At 64.3% G+C, this 18,784-nt stretch carries 15 protein-coding genes and 1 other RNA gene; 7 read left to right on the forward strand and 9 right to left on the reverse strand.

Annotated features, from left to right (window positions below):
- Positions 1 to 110: 110 nt before the first annotated feature.
- The 5 genes from QA643_RS37000 to ffs form a co-directional block, all read right to left on the reverse strand.
- Positions 111 to 536, reverse strand: coding sequence for a hypothetical protein (locus QA643_RS37000; protein ID WP_283030643.1), 426 nt, complete (start codon positions 534 to 536; stop codon positions 111 to 113).
- Positions 537 to 561: 25 nt separating this feature from the next.
- Entirely contained in the window at positions 562 to 1,167 is a 606-nt protein-coding gene (gene recR / locus QA643_RS37005) for a recombination mediator RecR (RefSeq protein ID WP_283030645.1), read from the reverse strand.
- A 3-nt stretch (positions 1,168 to 1,170) separates the two neighbouring features.
- Positions 1,171 to 1,494, reverse strand: a complete 324-nt coding sequence (locus tag QA643_RS37010; protein WP_283030646.1) for a YbaB/EbfC family nucleoid-associated protein — start codon at positions 1,492 to 1,494, stop codon at positions 1,171 to 1,173.
- A 24-nt stretch (positions 1,495 to 1,518) separates the two neighbouring features.
- Positions 1,519 to 3,339: a DNA polymerase III subunit gamma/tau gene (locus QA643_RS37015; RefSeq protein WP_283030647.1), complete on the reverse strand. Its 1,821-nt coding sequence runs from the start codon at positions 3,337 to 3,339 to the stop codon at positions 1,519 to 1,521.
- A gap of 109 nt (positions 3,340 to 3,448) precedes the next feature.
- Positions 3,449 to 3,545: signal recognition particle sRNA small type (gene ffs, locus QA643_RS37020), an RNA gene on the reverse strand.
- A 249-nt stretch (positions 3,546 to 3,794) separates the two neighbouring features.
- Between ffs and QA643_RS37025 the strand changes: the two genes are divergently transcribed.
- The 4 genes from QA643_RS37025 to QA643_RS37040 all read left to right on the forward strand — a co-directional run bounded on the left by QA643_RS37025 (position 3,795) and on the right by QA643_RS37040 (position 6,791).
- Complete coding sequence (locus QA643_RS37025; protein WP_283030648.1) at positions 3,795 to 4,214, forward strand: HIT family protein; 420 nt, start codon at positions 3,795 to 3,797, stop codon at positions 4,212 to 4,214.
- Positions 4,215 to 4,218: 4 nt separating this feature from the next.
- Positions 4,219 to 5,169 (forward strand): NAD(+) diphosphatase, encoded by a 951-nt coding sequence (gene nudC / locus QA643_RS37030; RefSeq protein WP_283030650.1) that lies wholly within the window; start codon positions 4,219 to 4,221, stop codon positions 5,167 to 5,169.
- Between the two features lie 90 nt (positions 5,170 to 5,259).
- Positions 5,260 to 6,222: a sugar kinase gene (locus QA643_RS37035; RefSeq protein ID WP_283030652.1), complete on the forward strand. Its 963-nt coding sequence runs from the start codon at positions 5,260 to 5,262 to the stop codon at positions 6,220 to 6,222.
- A gap of 68 nt (positions 6,223 to 6,290) precedes the next feature.
- Positions 6,291 to 6,791, forward strand: coding sequence for an Lrp/AsnC family transcriptional regulator (locus tag QA643_RS37040; protein ID WP_283030653.1), 501 nt, complete (start codon positions 6,291 to 6,293; stop codon positions 6,789 to 6,791).
- A gap of 153 nt (positions 6,792 to 6,944) precedes the next feature.
- Here QA643_RS37040 and QA643_RS37045 read toward each other — a convergent pair whose 3' ends face one another.
- The 4 genes from QA643_RS37045 to QA643_RS37060 all read right to left on the reverse strand — a co-directional run bounded on the left by QA643_RS37045 (position 6,945) and on the right by QA643_RS37060 (position 13,368).
- Positions 6,945 to 8,444 (reverse strand): phosphomannomutase/phosphoglucomutase, encoded by a 1,500-nt coding sequence (locus QA643_RS37045; protein WP_283030655.1) that lies wholly within the window; start codon positions 8,442 to 8,444, stop codon positions 6,945 to 6,947.
- Between the two features lie 124 nt (positions 8,445 to 8,568).
- Complete coding sequence (locus QA643_RS37050) at positions 8,569 to 9,114, reverse strand: TIGR02281 family clan AA aspartic protease (RefSeq protein WP_283030657.1); 546 nt, start codon at positions 9,112 to 9,114, stop codon at positions 8,569 to 8,571.
- A 300-nt stretch (positions 9,115 to 9,414) separates the two neighbouring features.
- Positions 9,415 to 11,892: an ATP-dependent helicase HrpB gene (hrpB, locus tag QA643_RS37055; RefSeq protein WP_283030659.1), complete on the reverse strand. Its 2,478-nt coding sequence runs from the start codon at positions 11,890 to 11,892 to the stop codon at positions 9,415 to 9,417.
- 159 nt (positions 11,893 to 12,051) lie between these two features.
- Positions 12,052 to 13,368 (reverse strand): UDP-glucose/GDP-mannose dehydrogenase family protein, encoded by a 1,317-nt coding sequence (locus tag QA643_RS37060; protein ID WP_283030660.1) that lies wholly within the window; start codon positions 13,366 to 13,368, stop codon positions 12,052 to 12,054.
- Between the two features lie 181 nt (positions 13,369 to 13,549).
- Between QA643_RS37060 and QA643_RS37065 the strand changes: the two genes are divergently transcribed.
- The 3 genes from QA643_RS37065 (at position 13,550) to QA643_RS37075 (ending at position 18,781) form a co-directional block, all read left to right on the forward strand.
- Positions 13,550 to 14,602: an acyltransferase family protein gene (locus QA643_RS37065; RefSeq protein WP_283030661.1), complete on the forward strand. Its 1,053-nt coding sequence runs from the start codon at positions 13,550 to 13,552 to the stop codon at positions 14,600 to 14,602.
- Positions 14,603 to 14,822: 220 nt separating this feature from the next.
- Positions 14,823 to 17,885 carry a DNA polymerase I gene (polA, locus tag QA643_RS37070; protein WP_283030662.1) on the forward strand — a complete coding sequence of 1,021 codons (3,063 nt, stop codon included), beginning with the start codon at positions 14,823 to 14,825 and terminating at the stop codon, positions 17,883 to 17,885.
- A 260-nt stretch (positions 17,886 to 18,145) separates the two neighbouring features.
- On the forward strand, positions 18,146 to 18,781 hold the full coding sequence (locus QA643_RS37075; protein WP_283030663.1) for a LysE family translocator: 636 nt from the start codon (positions 18,146 to 18,148) through the stop codon (positions 18,779 to 18,781).
- Positions 18,782 to 18,784: the final 3 nt, after the last annotated feature.

Genomic DNA, 18,784 nt, shown 5'->3' on the forward strand with positions numbered 1-18,784 from the left:
GTTGCGATAGAACTGATGGGCCGCGGCGTACTGGATCGCCCGGTCCCAGTGCGCAAGTGCGCACAAGGCCGGGCGACGACAGCGAGGTTTGTGGCAATGACGGCGGCAACTCAATGCTTGGTCACCACGCTCCACTTCGTGATGACGGCTTCGCTCATCTGGCCGGCGTCCTGCGCGCAGGCGACCTCGTCGACCTTGACGGAGATTTCCTTGCCGATGAAATTTTTCAGCTGCGCGGCCTGGGCGTCGCTGGTGGTGACGAGCTGGAAGGTTTCGGGGCCGGTTTCGAGATTGCAGAGGCCGTTCGGCGGCGGCAGGCGGCGCGGCTCGCTGGTGATCTGGTAGGTCTGGGGGCGCTTGCTCCGCTTGCTACCCTTCATGGAAGTGAGTTCGCCGGACAAGACGTCGCCGGCATTGATCGGCTTGCCGGGCTTCGGCGCGGGCTCGCTTTGCTGCGCCCATGCGGAAGGGGCGACCAGGGCTGCGGCGATGATGAGCGCAAAGCGGGAGCGTTTGCCGAATCGTCGTTTCGTCATGTCGATCAGTTCCGTAAGTATAGGGTTAGAACAGCGTTCGCTGCCGCATCGCTGCCGATAGCGTACCTTCGTCGAGATAATCAAGCTCGCCGCCGACCGGTACGCCGTGCGCAAGCCGTGTCACCTTGACATTGGCATCCTGCAGAAGATCGGTGATGTAGTGGGCCGTAGTTTGGCCATCAACCGTCGCATTGAGGGCCAGAACGATTTCGCTGACCTGTGGTTCATGCGCGCGGGCCACCAGCGCGTCGATGGTAAGATCCTGCGGACCGACACCGTCGAGTGGCGACAATGTGGCGCCGAGCACGTGGTAGCGGCCGTTGGTCGCATTGGCCCGTTCCAGCGCCCAGAGATCAGCGACGTCGGCGACCACGACGATGGTCGAGGGATCGCGCCGCGGATCGGTGCACACGGTGCACGGATTGTTGGTGTCGATATTGCCGCAGGTCTTGCAGACCTGGATGCGCTCGATCGCGACTTGCAGGGCGCCGGCGAGCGGCGTCATCAGTGCCTCGCGTTTCTTGATCAGATGCAGCGCCGCGCGCCGCGCCGAGCGCGGCCCGAGTCCCGGCAGGCGTGCCAGCAGCTGGATCAGGCGTTCGATTTCAGGGCCGGCAACGCTTGCAGCCATTTTCTAGCCGAGACCAAGCAGGCCGGGCGGCAGGCCGAGCCCGCCGGTCAGCGCCTGCATCTTTTCCTGCATCGCCAATTCCGCCTTGCGCCGGGCGTCGCCATGCGCGGTCACCAGCAGATCCTCGAGCACTTCGCGCTCTTCGGCCTTCATCAGCGAGGGGTCAATCTTGACGCCCTTCACTTCCATCTTCGCGGTCATGCGCACGGCAACCAGCCCGCCGCCGGAGATGCCCTCGACCTCGACATTGCCGAGCTCTTCCTGCATCGCCTGCATTTTTGATTGCAGTTGCGCCGCCTGCTTCATCATGCCGAGAAAATCAGCCATTCATCCGTCCTCTCGAGAGTCCGATCAATCGTCGTCGCTGTCGGAAGTCTCGTTCAACTCTTCAGCGTTAATATTGGATTCCGGCGGCTCGGCGGCAAGCCGGCGCACCTCGATAACCTTGGCGCCGGGAAAGCGCGACAGCACCTCCTGCACCCGCGGATCGGCCTCCGCGGCGCGGGCATGCTCGTTCCGCGCCTGCTCATTCTGCGCGCGCAGCGTCGGCTGGCCTTCCTCGTTGGAGACGATCACGGTCCAGCGCCGGCCCGTCCACAGTTCCAGCTTGCGGGAGAGGTCGTTGACCAGCCCTCGCGCCGCGACGCGTTCCAGCGCCACTTCCAACCGCCCATCCTCGAAACGGACGAGACGCATGTCGGCTTCCAGCGCCGCCTTGGTCAGGATATCGCGCTTCTCGCCGGCGAGCGCCACCAGCTGCGGAAAGCTGTTGATCCGCAGCACGGGCGCGGCTTCGGTTTGGGCCGCCGGTGCCATTTGCGGGCGGGCGGAGGCCTCGGCGCCGGAGCGGGGCGAGCTTGGCGTACGCATGGGCGCGGCCGGCATCTGAGATACCGGCGCAGCTGGGGCGGGCCGTGACGGCGCCGCGCCGCCCGAGGCGATCTGCGTTCCGCCGCCGTTCTGGTCGAGCATCCGGATCGCCTCGTCCGGGGTCGGCAAGTCAGCGACATAGGCGATGCGGACCAGCACCATTTCGGCGGCCGCCGCCGGCCGCGTTGCGATCTGCACCTCGGCGATGCCCTTGAGCAGCATCTGCCACATCCGCGACAGCACTCGCATCGACAGTTTGGCGGCAAATTCGCGCCCGCGCACCCGCTCGGTCTCGCCGAACGCGACATTGTCGGCGGTTGCCGGGACGGCCTTCACGCGGGTGACGAAATTGACGAATTCGGCGAGATCGGACAGCACCACGACCGGATCGGCGCCGACGTCATATTGCGAGCGGAATTCGCCAAAGGCGCTGGCGATATCGCCGCGCGCCAGATGCTCGAACAGGTCGATCACCCGGGTGCGGTCGGCCAGCCCCAGCATCTGCCGTACCGCGTCGGCGCGGACAGTGCCCGCGGCATGGGCAATTGCCTGGTCGAACAGCGACAGCGAATCACGCACCGAACCTTCTGCGGCGCGTGCGATGATGCCAAGCGCCTCGGGCTCGACCTCGACGCCTTCCTTTTTGGCAATGTTGGAGAGATGCCCCATCAGCACGTCGGCCTCGACCCGGCGCAGGTCGAACCGCTGGCAGCGCGACAGCACCGTCACCGGGACTTTGCGGATTTCGGTGGTGGCGAACACGAATTTGGCGTGCTCGGGCGGCTCCTCCAGCGTCTTCAGGAAGGCGTTGAACGCCGCCGTCGACAGCATGTGGACTTCGTCGATGATGTAGACCTTGTAGCGGGCGCTGGCCGGCGCATAGCGCACGCTGTCATTGATCTGACGGACGTCGTCGACGCCGGTATGCGAGGCCGCGTCCATTTCCAGGACGTCCATGTGCCGGCTTTCCATGATGGCCTGGCAGTGCACCCCGAGGTCGGGCATGTGGATGGTCGGCCCATTCACCGAACCGTCCGGCTTCTCGTAGTTGAGCGCGCGGGCAAGGATTCGCGCCGTGGTGGTTTTGCCGACGCCGCGGACGCCGGTCAGGATCCAGGCCTGCGGAATTCGCCCGGTTTCGAACGCATTCGAAACGGTGCGGACCATGGCCTCCTGGCCGATCAGGTCGTCGAAGCTGGAGGGGCGGTATTTGCGTGCCAGCACCCGGTAGGGCTTGGCGGCCTCGTTGCCGAGACCCAAGCCAGCTTCTGACTTGTCGGGGGGAGCGCCAGCATCACTCATCGGTCGATCCGCAATTGATTGTCTCTCGGGGCCGGCTTGCGGATAGGACGCAATCGAGCGCATGGCGGCGGACCCGGCCGCTTTCATGCGCGATTTGCTCGAAAAACAGGTAGGAGACTGACGAGCGACCCGATCCGGACCTCGTTAGGGCTGCTTCCTTCCGGACCTGACCCGGTTGGCGAGTGGCTCGTCCACCGCCAATCTCCCGGTCCCTATTTGGGGCCAAAAGGGCCGGAAAGCAAGCGGGGCTTTCCCTTGTCATACCCCCGCCTTTCCCTGTCATACCCCGCGAAGGCGGGGTATCCAGTACCCTGCGGCCCATCAGTAAAAAGGAAGGGCGCAGCGTACTGGATCATCCGCTTTCGCGGATGATGACAGCTTGGTATGAAAATGCGTGAGTGCCCTCTAGAAGGCACTTTTAAAGGCCCGGCATGCATCGGGCGCGGGAACCCTTGATGCCCTCTGACGCCTGGTCGCTGCACTCCCAGCTCAAGAAAGACACGATCGATATCGGCGACTTGCCGCTGTGCAAGGTGCTGGTCATCAAGGATGCGCATTACCCCTGGCTCTTGCTGGTGCCGCGCCGGGAGGGGGCGGTGGAAATCATCGACCTCGACGAGGTCGCGCAGGCGCAGCTCATGACCGAAATTGCCCGGGTGTCGCGGGCGCTCAAAGAGATCACCAAATGCGACAAGCTCAATGTCGCGGCGCTCGGCAATCTGGTGCCGCAGCTGCACGTCCACGTCATCGCGCGGCGCACCAGCGACGCGGCCTGGCCGCGCCCGGTCTGGGGCGTGATGCCGCCGCTGGCGCATGACGCCGAGGAAGTTCAGAATTTCATCAACGCGCTTCGCCGCAAGATCTGGTTGGGTTGAACAGATGTCCGCATTCGACAAATATCCATTAGGCAAGCCCGCCTTCGTTACCCACACGCTCGATCGGGCCGCGCATTTCCGCACCAATGACGAAAAACTGTTTGCGCTGGAAGGCCAGAGCAATGCGCGGGCCTATGTGGTCTACCGCGACTCGCTGGTCACCAAGCAGGAGGAGAGCGGCCCCCGCGCGCTGCTCTCGATCAAGGAAGCGCTCGACTACGGCGCCAATCCCGGCACGATCTTCTTAGGTTTGCGCGACGGCGCGCCGGTCTTCGGCATGGGCATGTCGCCCAGCGCTGCGGAAAAGCTGATCGGCCGCAGCGATGTCGCGATAACGGAATTGCGCAGCATGGCGATGCAAGGCGTGCTGCCGCCGGAGCAGCTCTCGGCCATCGCGATGGCGAAATCGCTGGTGGGTTGGCACCAGCGCCATGGATATTGCGCCAATTGCGGCGCGCGCACCGCGATGAGGGAAGGCGGCTGGAAGCGCGAATGCGCCAGCTGCAAGGCCGAGCATTTTCCGCGCACCGATCCGGTCGTGATCATGTTCGTCAGCCTCGGCGACAAGGCGCTGCTCGGCCGCCAGAAGCAGTTCATGCCCGGCATGTATTCATGCCTCGCCGGCTTCGTCGAAGCCGCCGAAACGATCGAGGACGCCGTGCGCCGCGAGATTTTCGAGGAATCCGGCATCCGCGTCGGCGACGTGAACTACTACATGACGCAGCCTTGGCCCTACCCGTCGTCCCTGATGATCGGCTGCACGGCGCGCGCGATCAGCGAGGAGATCGTGGTCGATCGCACCGAACTCGAGGATGCGCGCTGGTTCGACCGCGCTGAACTCGCGCTCATGCACAAGCGCCAGCACCCCGACGGCCTGTTTGCCGCGCATCCCTTTGCCATCGCGCATCATTTGATCGGCCAATGGTTGCATGGCGACGGCAATAAGGGCGGCTAGCCCGGGAACCGACATCGGCTTGCCCGATTACCCTGTTCGATTGGCTTGTTCGATGGGCTTGGGGCTTGAACGGACATGACGGGTCCACGCATGAATTTTCAGGATAAGGCGCCGAAAACACCTCCCCGCATCCTGTGCATCGGCATGCCGGTGCGCGACCTCACCTTTCATACGCCGGGCGTTCCCGGGCGCGGTTCCAAGGAGAACGCCACCGCCTTCGACGAGATCTGCGGCGGCAATGCGCTCAACGGCGCGATCGGCATCGCGCGGCTCGGTGGACGCGCCTCGATCTGCGGACCGATGGGCGACGCCAAGGAGACCTCGAGCCGCTTCATCTTCGATCAGATGGCGCATGAGGGCATCGAGACCAGGCATCTCATTCACATGCCTGGGCTGGTGACGCCGATCTCGGCGGTCATGATCGATCCTTCCGGCGAGCGCACCATCGTGACCTTCCGCGATCCAAAACTGTGGCATGTGAAACTGCCCGACTTCGACACGCTGCTGAACGATTGCGCCGCCATCCTCACCGAGAGCCGCTGCGCGGAATTCTGCACCGAGCTGTGCGCCGAGGCCGTCCGCCGCGGCATCCCGGTCGTTGTCGACGTCGACCGCGCGATGTCGCTGCGCGAGGGCCTGCTCAACGCCTCCACCCACCTGGTGTTCTCCAGCGAGCCGCTGCAGGAGACCGCTGATGTCACCGACGACGCCCAGGCGCTGAAGAAGATCGCCAAGCTGACCCCGTCCTTCCTGGCAGGCACCCGCGGTCCGCGGGGCACGATCTGGCTCGACGAGAAGGGGGAGATCCAGGAGACGCCGGCCTTCCCGGTCCATACGGTGGATACGCTCGGCGCCGGCGACGTCTTCCATGGCGCCTTTGCGCTGGCGATTACCGAGAAACAGGAGCTGCGGCAGGCGCTCCGTTTCGCCTCGGCCGCCGCGGCGCTGAAATGCACCCGCTTCGGAGGGGCCTTCGCAGCCCCGCAACGTGCTGAAGTTGAAGAGCTTTTGAGCCACGGCAAGGTTGCAGGCCAAGCCTCCGCGGGGCGCTAGCGGGGCTTGCTATAGAAGAATTTTCTATATATGAGGGTATGAAACACCCTCTATGGAACATTCTTCTCATGACCGACCTAGCCGTTCAGCTCCCTGAAGCCAACCGCCGCCTGGACGCGATCGACCGCAAGATACTGGCCGTGCTCCAGGAAGATGCCTCGCTCTCTGTCGCCGAAATCGGCGACCGGGTCGGACTGTCCTCGACGCCGTGCTGGAAGCGCATCCAGCGGCTGGAGGCCGACGGCGTGATCCTGCGCCGGGTGGCTCTGGTCGACCAGAACAAGATCGGGCTCGGCATTTCCGTGTTCGTCTCGGTCGAGAGCAACGACCATTCCGACGCCTGGCTGCGCAAATTCGCCGACGCCGTCAGCGCCATGCCCGAGGTGATGGAATTTTATCGCATGGCCGGCGACGTCGACTACATGCTGCGTGTCGTGGTAGCCGACATGGCGAGCTATGACGTGTTCTACAAGAAGCTGATCAGCGCCGTGCCGCTGAAGAACGTCACCTCGCGCTTTGCGATGGAGAAGATCAAGTCGGTGACCGCGCTGCCGGTGCCGGCGGCGTAGTCGGGATTCCCGCAAAAACTCCGCTGTCATCCCCCGCGAAGGCGGGGGACCCAGTATTCCAGAGACGTTCGTAATTGAACCGATGAGCCGCGGCGTACTGGATCCCCCGCCTTCGCGGGGGACGACAGTTGTGGGTGGGGCTGTTTCGCCCGCTCAAATCTTCTGATTGTATTCACCCACTTCCGGATGCGTGCGCAGCACGCCATCCATCGCCTCGAATATGTCGCGCATGCGCTGCTCGCTGACCGGGCTCTCGACCACGACCACCAGCTCCGGCTTGTTCGATGAAGCCCGCACCAGGCCCCAGCTGCCGTCCTCGACGGTGACGCGCACGCCGTTGACGGTGACGAGATCGCGGATCTTCTGGCCCGCAACTTTCTCGCCCTGCTTCTGCAGCGTCTCGAAGTGCTTCACGACGGCGTCGGCCACGCGGTATTTCACCTCGTCGGCGCAATGCGGCGACATCGTCGGCGACGACCAGGTTTTCGGGATCGCATTCTTCAGGTCGGCCATCGACTTGCCGGGCGCGCGATCGAGCATTTCGCAGATTGCGATCGCCGAGACCAGGCCGTCATCATAGCCGCGGCCGAACGGCTTGTTGAAGAAGAAGTGGCCGGACTTCTCGAATCCCGCCAGCGCGCCCATCTCGTTGGTGCGACGCTTCATGTAGGAATGGCCGGTCTTCCAATACGCGGTCTTGGCGCCCTGCTTCTGCAGCACCGGATCCGTGACGAATAGCCCGGTCGACTTCACGTCGACCACGAACTGCGCATCCTTGTGGATCGCCGACATGTCGCGCGCCAGCATCACGCCGACTTTGTCGGCGAAGATTTCCTCGCCGGTATTGTCGACCACGCCGCAGCGGTCGCCGTCACCATCGAAGCCGAGGCCGACATCGGCCTTGTGCTGGAGCACGGCGTCGCGGATCGCGTGCAGCATCTCCATGTCTTCTGGATTTGGATTGTATTTCGGGAAGGTATGGTCGAGCTCGGTGTCGAGCGGGATCACCTCGCAGCCGATCGCCTCCAGCACCTGCGGCGCGAACGCACCCGCGGTGCCGTTGCCGCAGGCGGCCACGACTTTCAGCCTGCGCTTGAGTTTTGGGCGATTGGTGAGATCGGCGATGTAGCGCGCCGGAAAATTCTCGTGGAATTGATAGGCACCGCCGTCCCTGTTCTTAAACTCGGCGTTGAGCACGATCTCCTTCAGCCGCGTCATTTCATCGGGACCGAAGGTCAGCGGCCGGTTGGCGCCCATCTTGACGCCGGTCCAGCCATTGTCGTTGTGCGAGGCGGTGACCATCGCAACGCAGGGCACATCGAGATCGAATTGCGCGAAATAGGCCATCGGCGTTACCGCAAGGCCAATGTCGTGCACCTTGCAGCCCGCCGCCATCAGGCCGGAAATCAGCGCGTATTTGATCGAGGCGGAATAGCCGCGAAAATCATGACCGGTCACGATCTCCTGCTTGACGCCGAGTTCCGCGATCAGCGCGCCGAGCCCCATGCCCAGCGCCTGGACGCCCATCAGGTTGATTTCCTTTTCGAACAGCCAGCGCGCGTCGTATTCGCGAAAGCCGGTCGCCTTCACCATCGGTCCGGATTCGTACGCATAGGTATTCGGAACCAGCACGGATTTGGGCTTTGGAAACATGAAATCGGCCTTGTCGTGGGAAAACAGAAGGGAACACCGCAGCCATAGCGAATAGGCGGGCCGGGCGATAGACGGACCGGCGCCTTGTCAGGGCTAATTGCGGCGGTTTGGTAGCAGGGTAACCTTACTGTTCCAGCACTAGGCGGCCATTGGCATAGTTGAAGCGCTTCAGCTTCGACAGGAACGACATGCCGAGCAGGTTTTCCGACAGCGCCTCGTCGGGCAGCACCAGCGCGTCGACGTCGCGTACGATAAGACCATCGAGTTCGATCATGGCGAGCCGCGCGCGCGCCGCCTTGATGGTGCCGTTGGCGGTGGTGACGGTGGCGTTGTAGTCGCTGCGCGACGGACGCAGACCAAACCGCGCCGCGGATTTCTCGTTCAGCGCCACCAGCGAGGCGCCGGTGTCGACCAGGAAATTGATACGCTGACCATCGATGCGGCCATCGGTGAAGAAATGGCCACGGGGATCGCGAGGAATGTCGACGCTGCGGCCGGAGGCCTGCGCCACCGTTTGGGTGGAAGCGACCTTGGGTGATGACTGGCTGGGTGAAGCCTTGTTCGGTGAAGCCTTGGCAGATGCCGGGGCCGGCGACATGCTGCTGGCCAGTTGCGCCATGTAGGTGCCGAGGCCGACCAGAACGGCGGCAAGAATCATCAGGTTACGCATGACGCCACACACTTAACTGCCAGACCGCCGATATGACCACGCCAGCCGCCAAGCCGCGACTTAACGGCGGCAGCCGAGGCTGCCATTTTGGCGAAAAGGATGAGTGAAGGGTTAACGGAGGGCCCTTCAACCTCTCCCCGCTCTTTGCGGGGAGAGGTCGGAAACGTGGCGAAGCCAGGTTTCCGGGTGAGGGGCAAGGCAGGACGCCTCCGCGCAAATGTCATCTACCGAATTCGCGGAGAGAACCCCTCACCCCTGCCCTCTCCCCGCGAAAGGGCGGGGAGAGGGAGTTCAGGCACCTCACGTCCCCCTTGGCTTGACCCTTCGCGTCGGCGCCGCGTTGGCCGGGTCTTCCGGCCAGGGGTGGCGGGGATAGCGGCCGCGCAGGTCGGAGCGGACGGCCGCATAGCTGCCGCGCCAGAAGCCCGGCAAATCACGCGTCACCTGCACCGGGCGCTGCGCCGGCGACAGCAATTCCAGCACCAGCGGCACCGCGCCCTTGGCGATCGAGGGATGGATGTTGAGCCCGAACAATTCCTGCAGGCGCACCGCGATGGTCGGGCCCTGCTCGGCCTCATAGTCGATCGCCAGCATGGTGCCGGTCGGCGCCTCGAAATGCGTCGGCGCCTCGCGCTCCAGCCGACTGCGCAACTCCCACGGCAATAGCGCCATCAGCGCATCGGAGAGATCGCCGGGCGAAAACTCCTTCAGCGACGTCTTGTCGTAGAGCGCGGGCACCAGCCAGTTCTCGGCCTCGGCGGCGAGCGCTGCATCCGACAGATCGGGCCAGCTATCGCCTTCCGCCTTGCGCAGGAACATGACGCGGTCGCGCCACTGCTTCAGCGCCTTGGACCACAGCAGCTTGTCGAGGCCCGCAGCCACCAGGCCGGCGGCAAAGATGCGCGCGGTCTCGGCCGAGGGCGACAGAGAAACCGGCGCTTCCGACAGCGTGATCGCGTGCAGCGTCCGCTTGCGGCGCCCGCGCAGCGCCATCGCGCCGCGATCAAACGAAATTTCCTCCATGTCCTCGATCTGATCGGCGAAGCGCGTTTCGATATCGCCTTGCCCGATCGGCGCGGCCAGCAGGATGCGGCCCTGCGCCGCGGTGCCGGTCAGTTCGCCGACGGCGATGTAGGGCGCGCGGGCCAACGACGAGGTTTGCTCGACAGCGGCGCCGCGGCCATTGGCAAGGACAAAGCTGCCATTGCCACGGTTGCGCGCGACGCGGTCAGGAAAGGCGAGTGCCAGCATGACGCCGGTGGAGGGTGAAGTGTCTTCGGTCGACGGCCCTTCGGTCGCCGCCACCTGCTGCGCCCAGCGCTGCGCAAGGCTGCGGGCGCTACTGGCGCGCGGCGAGCGATCACGGCGGAACAGGTCGAGCCTGTGATCGAGATCGACACTGTCGCCGCCGAGGCCGCGTTCGGTCAGGATCGCGGCGATTTCAGCGGCCTCCTCGCCGGCGCCCAGCCGGTGCGAATCCACGATCATGCGCGCCAGCCGCGGCGGCAGCGCCAGCGCGCGCAGGCTCTGGCCTTCGGCGGTGATGCGGCCGTCGGAATCGAGCGCGCCGAGTTCGTGGAGCAGATTATTGGCCTCCTTTAGCGCAGGCGCCGGCGGAGGATCGAGGAAGGCTAGCGTCGCCGGATCGCGCACGCCCCATTGCGCGAGATCGAGCACCAGCGACGAGAGATCAGCCGAGAGAATTTCGGGCTGCGTGTAGGCGGCAAGCGAGGCGGTCTGCGGCTCGTCCCACAGCCGGTAGCACACGCCGGGCTCGATGCGGCCGGCGCGGCCGCGACGCTGGTCGACGGCAGCGCGCGAGGCCCGCACGGTCTCCAGCCGCGTCAGCCCAATATCAGGCTCGTAGCGCGGCACCCGCGCCAGGCCGCAATCGACGACGATGCGAACGCCCTCGATGGTCAGCGAGGTCTCGGCGATCGAGGTCGCCAGCACGACCTTACGCTGACCCTTCGGCGCCGGCGCGATGGCGCGATCCTGTACCGCGGCATCGAGGGCGCCGAACAGCGGCACGATCTCGATGCTCGCGTCCTGCACCCGCTCGGAGAGGAAATTCTGCGTGCGGCGGATTTCGGCGGCCCCCGGCAGAAACGCCAGCACCGAGCCGGGATCGGCGCGCAGCGCTGATACAATCGCATCCGCCATCTGCCGCTCGATCGGCGCATCCATCTTGCGGCCGAGATAACGCGTCTCCACCGGAAAGGCGCGGCCTTCGCTGGCAATGACGGGGGCGTCGCCCAGCAGCTTGCCGACCCGTGCGCCGTCGAGGGTCGCCGACATCACGAGGATGCGCAGGTCCTCGCGCAGGCCGGTCTGCGCATCGCGTGCCAGCGCCAGCCCGAGATCGGCGTCGAGAGAACGCTCGTGAAACTCGTCGAACAGCACCGCGGCGACGCCATTCAATTCGGGATCGTCCAGAATCTGCCGAGAAAAGATTCCCTCGGTGACCACCTCGATCCGCGTCGCGCGCGAAACCTTCGAGCCGAAGCGGACGCGATAGCCGACGGTCTCCCCTGCCCGCTCACCGAGCGTCCGCGCCATCCGTTCGGCGCTGGCGCGCGCCGCGATCCGCCGCGGCTCCAGCATGATGATCTTCTTGTTCTTCAGCCAGGGCGCATCGAGCAGCGCCAGCGGCACCCGCGTGGTCTTGCCCGCGCCGGGCGGGGCGACCAGCACCGCGGTGTTGTTGGCCGCAAGCGTGCGGTCGAGTTCGTCGAGCACGACGTCGATCGGCAAAAGCGTATCGAAGCTACGGGGCAAGGATCTCACCAACTCGTCATGCCCGGGCATAGGCGTCTGAAGGACGGCGTCGCTTCCGCTCACCTATGCCCGGGCATCCACGTCTTTCTTCATCGCTAGAGAACAGGACGTGGATGGCCGGGACAAGCCCGACCATGATGGAATTCCTGATTGCGCAGATCAAGTTCTCGGCTGGCCCGCCCGCCCGACGCTTTCGTAAACGAAGCCCTGGGCTGCCATGTCGCCGGCGCGGTAGATGTTGCGCAGATCGATCACGACGGGCTGTGCCATGGCGGCCTTGATGCGGTCGAGGTCGAGCGCGCGATACTGCACCCATTCGGTGACGATCACCATGGCGTCGGCCCCCTTCACGCACTCATAGGGGTCGTCGCAATATTCAATGTCCGGAAGCTCTTTCTTCGCCTGCTCCATGCCGACCGGGTCATGCGCGCGGACCTTCGCGCCCATGTCGAGCAGGCCGGTCACCAGCGGAATCGACGGCGCCTCGCGCATGTCGTCGGTATCCGGCTTGAAGGTGAGGCCGAGCACGGCGACGGTCTTGCCGCGAAGACTGCCGACGGCATTCGACACCTTGCGAGCCATCGCCCGCTTTCTGATATCGTTGACGCCGAGCACGGCCTCGACGATGCGGAGTTGCACGTCATGGTCCTGCGCGATCTTGACCAGTGCGCGGGTATCCTTCGGGAAACACGAGCCGCCGAAACCCGGGCCGGCGTGGAGAAACTTCGAGCCGATACGGTTGTCGAGCCCAATGCCGCGCGCCACTTCCTGCACGTCGGCACCGACCTTCTCCGAGAGATCGGCGATCTCGTTAATGAAGGTGATCTTGGTGGCGAGAAACGCGTTGGCCGCGTATTTGATCAGTTCGGCAGTGCGCCGCGCCGTGAACATCAGGGGGCCCTGGTTGAGCGACAGCGGCCGGTAGACGTCACCGAGAACTTTTCGTCCGCGCTCGTCCGAGGTGCCGATCACGATACGGTCGGGGAATTTGAAATCGCGGATCGCGGCGCCCTCGCGCAAAAATTCCGGATTGGAGGCGACCACCACGTCGGCCGAGGAATTGGCTTCACGGATCAGCCGCTCGACTTCGTCGCCGGTGCCGACCGGCACGGTCGATTTCGTCACCACCACCGTGAAGCCCGACAGCGCGGCTGCGATCTCGCGCGCCGCGCTATAGACGTAAGTGAGGTCGGCGTGGCCATCGCCGCGCCGCGAGGGTGTTCCGACCGCGATGAACACGGCGTCGGCGTCCGCGACCGGCGCCGTCAGGTCGGTAGTGAAATCCAGCCGCTTGGCCTTGACGTTGGAGGCGACTAGCGCATCCAGCCCCGGTTCGAAGATCGGAATCTCGCCGCGGCGCAGGGCTTCGATCTTGCCGGCATCCTTGTCCACGCAGGTGACGTGGTGACCGAAATCGGCAAAGCAGGCGCCGGATACCAGCCCCACATAGCCCGTGCCAATCATGGCAATCCGCATGAAACCAACCCGTGTTGAATGGTTAACGCCAACCCCGATTTTTCGGGCGTCTTAGAGCATTTTTCACCAAAGGGGAAACCGGAAAAGCGCAATGGTCGCCGGCATGTCATTTGTATGGATAAAGGGGAAAGCAACGGATCGGGCCGAAGATGCGGCCGCCTCGCGCCGAAAAGGGACACCGATGACTTCAAACGGCACATCCTCCGCCCCTGAACGTTCCACCCGCATCGACTGGGTCGACTACGCCAAGGGCATCTGCATCGTCATGGTGGTGATGATGCATTCGGTGCTGGGCGTCGAAAAGGCGGCTGGCGACACCGGTTTCATGCATGCGTTCGTCATGTTCGCCCAGCCGTTCCGGATGCCGGACTTCTTCCTGATTTCGGGCCTCTTCCTTGCCGTCGTGATCGACCGCGACTGGCGCACCTATCTCGACCGCAAGGTGGTGCACTTCGCATATTTTTACGTCTTGTGGATGACAATCCAGTTCGGCTTCAAGGCGCCTTCGTTCGCTGCCGAAAATGGCTGGCGGCATGTCGGCACCCTTTATCTGGAATCCTTCATCGAGCCGTTCGGCACGCTGTGGTTCATCTATCTGCTACCTATCTTCTTCGTCGTCACAAAACTGTCACGCGGCGTGCCACCGCTTGCGATCTGGGTTGTCGCCGCCGCGCTGGAGATGACGCATGTTGCGACCGGCTGGACGGTGATCGACGAATTCTGCGCCCGCTTCGTCTATTTCTATTCCGGCTATCTGTTTGCTTCCTACGTATTCGCGTTGGCGGATCGTTCGCGCGAGAAGCCCATGCTGGCGCTGATCGGATTGGCCGGGTGGGCGCTCGTCAATGGCGGCCTCGTGACCGCGGGCTACAGCCATTGGCCGCTCATCTCACTGGCGCTCGGCTTCGCAGGGGCCGGCGCCATCATCGTAATGGGCGCGCTGCTCGCGCGCATGCAATGGCTGAATTTCCTGCGCTATTGCGGCGAGCATTCGATCGTCATCTATCTCGCTTTCTTCCTGCCGATGGCGGTGACGCGGACGCTATTGCTGAAGACCGGCGTGATCACCGATATCGGCGCGATCTCCCTGATCGTCACCGTGGCGGGCGTTGCCGGTGCAGTCGCGATCTGGCGGCTGGCATTGGCGGTGCGCGCCGGCTTCCTGTTCGAGCGCCCCGCCGCCTTCTGGATCGCGTCGAAAAAGGCCACCCCCGCGCTGCAACCGGCGGAGTAGCTGCATCGTTGTCGTCCCTGCGAACGCAGGGACCCATAACCACCGGCCCTCATGATTGAATTCGATGGGGCCGCTGGATTGCTCAACAATGACCGCCTGTGGCTACGGGTCCCGGGTCGCGCTCCGCTTGCCCGGGACGACGGCAATTTGGCTGTGCGGTAGCAACCAAAATCCCCCTCCCAAGGCTGTCAATCCGCGCAAAAATCCCTAAATTTCGGCCATGCCGAAAACAGCCCCCAAAGCCGCCGCCAAACCCGCCCCCGCCAAAGTTCCAGCCAAGGATCCAGTAAAGGCCGCCGCCAAACAACCAGGCAAGGGCGACCATGTGTTCCTGGTCGACGGGTCCTCCTATATTTTCCGCGCTTATCACGCGCTGCCGCCGCTCAACCGCAAATCCGACGGGCTGCAGGTCAACGCCGTGCTCGGCTTCTGCAACATGCTGTGGAAGCTCTTGCGCGACATGCCGGAGGACAACCGGCCGACGCATCTGGCCATCGTGTTCGACAAGTCGGAAATCACCTTCCGCAACAAGCTCTATCCCGACTACAAGGCGCACCGGCCGCCGGCGCCTGATGATCTGATCCCGCAGTTTGCGCTGATCCGCGAAGCGGTGCGCGCCTTCGACCTGCCCTGCCTGGAACAGGTCGGTTTTGAGGCCGACGATCTGATCGCGACCTATGTCCGCATCGCCTGCGAGCGCGGCGCGAGCGCGACCATCGTATCCTCTGACAAGGACCTGATGCAGCTCGTGACCGACTGCGTCACCATGTACGACACTATGAAGGACCGCCGCATCGGCATTGCCGAAGTGATCGAGAAGTTCGGCGTGCCACCGGAGAAGGTGGTCGAGGTGCAGGCGCTGGCCGGCGATTCCACGGACAATGTGCCGGGCGTACCCGGGATCGGCGTCAAGACCGCCGCGCAGCTGATCATCGAATATGGCGATCTCGAGCAATTGCTGTTCCGTGCCGGCGAGATCAAGCAGCCGAAGCGGCGCGAGGCGCTGATCGAGCACGCCGAGAAGGCGCGGATCTCCAGGCAATTGGTGCTGCTTGACGACAAGGTCGATCTCGAAGTGCCGCTCGACGACCTCGCCGTGCACGAGCCCGACGCGCGCAAGCTGATCGCCTTCCTCAAGGCGATGGAATTCTCCACCCTCACCCGCCGCGTCGCCGAATATTCGCAAGTGGACCCCGCCGATATCGAGCCTGATGCGGGCAACAAGAGCGGCGCCAGCGTCTTTGCGGTGCCGCCATCGGGCAAGAAGCCGGAGGGTTATGAAGGCGCGACGCCGGATGGCTCGCCCGCAGGCAAGGCCGCCACCGCACCGGGCAAGACCGGCGGCGACAAGCAGGACAAGACCGCGAGCCACAAGGGAACGCCGATATCGCTGGCTGCCGTCCGCGCGGAAGCTGCGCGAAAGCTGCCGGTCGATCGCAGCAAGTACCAGACCATCCGCACATTCGATGAGCTCAATGCCTGGGTTGCGCGGGCCTATGACGCCGGCACGTTTGCGATCGTCGCCAAGGCGGGCTCGGACGATCCGATGCAGGCCGACATCTGCGGCATCGCGCTGGCGCTGGCGCCAAACGACGCCTGCTATGTTCCACTCATGCACAAGCAGTCCGGCGGCGGCGCGGGCCTGTTCGACGCCGGCCTCGCTCCGGACCAGATCACAGCCCCCGAGACGCTGGCGGCGCTGCAGCCGCTGTTGGAATCACCGGGCATTCTCAAGATCGGCTTCGACATCAAGTTCAGCGCCGTGATGCTGGCGCAGCACGGCATCACCCTGTGCAACGTCGACGATGCACAATTGATGTCGTATGCGCTCGATGCCGGACGCAATTCACATGCGCTGGCCTCTCTCGCTGAACGTTGGTTTGGCCATGCCGTGATCGGCGAAAGCGAGCTAATCGGCAACGGCAAGGGCAAGCTCACGTTCGACCAGGTCGCAATCGACAAGGCGACCGCCTATTCGGCCGAAAGCGCCGATGTGATCCTGCGGCTGCACCGCGCGCTGAAGCCGCGGCTCGCTGCCGAGCACATGACGACGGTCTATGAGACGCTGGAGCGGCCGCTGGTCACTGTGCTGGCGCGGATGGAACGGCGCGGCATTTCGATCGACCGGCAGGTACTGGCGCGGTTGTCCGGCGACTTTGCGCAGACCGCGGCGCGCGTCGAGGCCGAGTTGCAGGAGATCGCCGGCGAGCCGATCAATGTCGGCAGCCCCAAGCAGATCGGCGACATCATCTTCGGCAAGATGGGCATACCCGGCGGCACCAAGACCAAGACCGGCGCGTGGTCGACCTCGGCGCAGATCCTCGACGAGCTCGCCGAACAGGGCCATGAATTCCCGAAAAAGATTCTGGAATGGCGGCAGGTGTCGAAGCTGAAATCGACCTATACCGACGCGCTGCCGACTTACGTGCATCCGCAGACCCACCGCGTGCACACGACGTATGCGCTGGCCGCGACCACCACGGGGCGGCTGTCTTCGAACGAACCGAATCTGCAGAACATCCCGGTTCGTACTGAGGACGGCCGAAAAATCCGCCGCGCCTTTATCGCGACGCCCGGCCACAAGCTGGTGTCGGCGGACTATTCTCAAATCGAACTACGGCTGCTCGCCGAGATCGCCGATATCCCCGTGCTGAAGCAGGCGTTCCGCGACGGCCTCGACATTCACGCCATGACGGCGTCCGAAATGTTCGGCGTGCCGATCAAGGACATGCCGGGCGAGGTGCGCCGCCGGGCGAAGGCGATCAATTTCGGCATCATCTACGGCATATCCGCCTTCGGCCTCGCTAACCAGCTCGGCATCGCGCGCGAGGAAGCCTCGGCCTACATCAAGAAATACTTCGAGCGCTTCCCAGGCATACGCGCCTATATGGACGAGACGCGCGACTTCTGCCGCGCCAACGGCTATGTCACGACGCTGTTCGGCCGGAAGTGCCACTATCCTGATATCAAGGCCTCCAACGCGTCGATCCGTTCCTTCAACGAGCGCGCCGCGATCAACGCGCGCCTGCAAGGCACCGCCGCCGACATCATCCGCCGCGCCATGATCCGCATGGAGGATGCGCTGGCGGAGAAGAAGCTCTCCGCGCAGATGCTGCTGCAGGTGCATGACGAACTGATCTTCGAAGTGCCCGACGACGAAGTGGCGGCGACGCTGCCGGTGGTCCAGCACGTGATGCAGGATGCGCCGTTCCCGGCGGTGGTGCTGTCGCTGCCGCTGCAGGTGGACGCACGCGCGGCGAACAATTGGGACGAGGCGCATTAACGGCGCTGTCATCGTCCGGCTTGGCCGGACGATCCAGTATTCCAGAGCAGGAGTCGTGAAGCGCAACCCTCGCCGCGTTGGCCACTGCACTTCATCGGAGAAGCCGCGGCGTACTGGGTCGCTCGGTCAAGCCGGGCGATGACAGGCGCGTGTGCAGATTGGCTGCCATCATCGCCGGAAATGTCCTCGGAGCAATATACGAAATGACATCGCCGCGTGCTGCGCGTTAGAAACATACGCGTCCCTCCCGCGAGATTTCCATGCCTCATCTCACTACATTGCTCGGTTTTGCCCTGGTCTCGCTCGGCATGGTGCTGACGCCGGGGCCGAACATGATCTACCTGATCTCGCGCTCGATCACGCAAGGCCCGGCGGCGGGGATCGTCTCGCTGGGCGGGGTCGCGCTCGGCTTCGTGTTCTACATGCTATGTGCGGCGTTCGGCATCACGGCGCTGCTGTTCGCTATTCCCTACGCCTATGACGCGCTGCGCTTCGCCGGCGCCGCCTATCTGCTGTGGCTGGCCTGGCAGGCGCTGAAGCCGGGCGGACGCTCACCGTTCCAGGTGAAGAAGCTGCCGGCCGACAGCCCGCGCAAACTGTTTGCGATGGGGTTCGTCACCAATCTTTTGAACCCGAAGATCGCGATGCTGTATCTGGCGCTGCTGCCGCAGTTCATCGATCCCGCTGCCGGCAGCGTGCTGACGCAGTCGCTGGTGCTCGGCACGATCCAGACCGTCATCAGCGTTTCCGTCAATGCGATGATCGCACTCACCGCCGGATCGATCGCGCTCTTTCTCGGCACGCGGCCGAGCTGGCTCCGAGTGCAGCGCTGGCTGATGGGCACCGTGCTGGCGGGGCTCGCCGTGAAGCTGGCGTTCGAGGCCAAGCGGGGGTAGCTC

It is taken from the genome of Bradyrhizobium sp. CB3481, assembly GCF_029714305.1.
Classification (GTDB): Bacteria; Pseudomonadota; Alphaproteobacteria; order Rhizobiales; family Xanthobacteraceae; genus Bradyrhizobium.